The sequence below is a fragment of the Gemmiger formicilis genome, assembly GCF_016901605.1.
Classification (GTDB): domain Bacteria; phylum Bacillota; class Clostridia; order Oscillospirales; family Ruminococcaceae; genus Gemmiger; species Gemmiger formicilis_B.
On record NZ_JACJKP010000348.1, the window covers coordinates 1 to 787 of the forward strand.

The 787-nt window shown below is 57.1% G+C and carries 1 protein-coding gene; it reads left to right on the top strand.

Annotated features, from left to right (window positions below; translation table 11 throughout):
* A partial coding sequence (gene pyrH / locus H6B10_RS14760; protein ID WP_204652285.1) for a UMP kinase occupies positions 1-644 on the top strand: 644 nt, incomplete at its 5' end.
* Positions 645-787: the final 143 nt, after the last annotated feature.

Genomic DNA, 787 nt, shown 5'->3' on the forward strand with positions numbered 1-787 from the left:
GCACCGGCTTTGATGAGGAGACCATCGCCTCCATTTGTGCCGGTATCAAAGCGGCTCATGATCTGGGCACGCAGATCGGCATTGTGGTTGGCGGCGGCAACTTCTGGCGCGGCCGTTCCAGCGGCAAGATGGATCGCATGGATGCCGATAAGATCGGTATGCTGGCTACGGTTATGAACGCACTGGCCGTCAAGGATGCGCTGCGTCAGCAGGGTGTTCCGGCCGTGGTTATGACGAGTTCTTTCATGCCGCAGGTAGCGGAAGCCTTTACCAGCGACAAGGCCATTGCAGCGCTGGAAAGCGGCAAGATCGTTGTGTTCGGCGGCGGTACCGGCAACCCGATTTTCTCTACTGATACCGCCTCCGCACTGCGTGCGCTGGAGATCGGCGCGGATGCCATGTTCAAGGCAACCATGGTGGATGGCGTCTATGACAAAGACCCGCACAAGTACCCCGATGCCGTGCGGTATGACACCCTCACCTTTACCTGCGTTCTGGATGAGCGCCTGGCGGTTATGGATTCCACGGCAGCAACCCTTTGCCGTGACAACGGCCTGCCCATTCTGGTGTTTGACCTGGGCGAACCGGCCAACATTGCCAAAGCCGTGCAGGGCGAAGTAGTGGGTACCCTGGTAAAAGAATAACGGATTCACAGAATCTGCCTATACTAATGAAAATTAAGGAGAAATTGCCATGAGCAGCACGACCAAACCCTATGAAGAAAAGATGAATGCCAGCGTAGACCATCTCGTCCGTGAACTGGCGGCAATCCGCGCAGGCCGCGCCA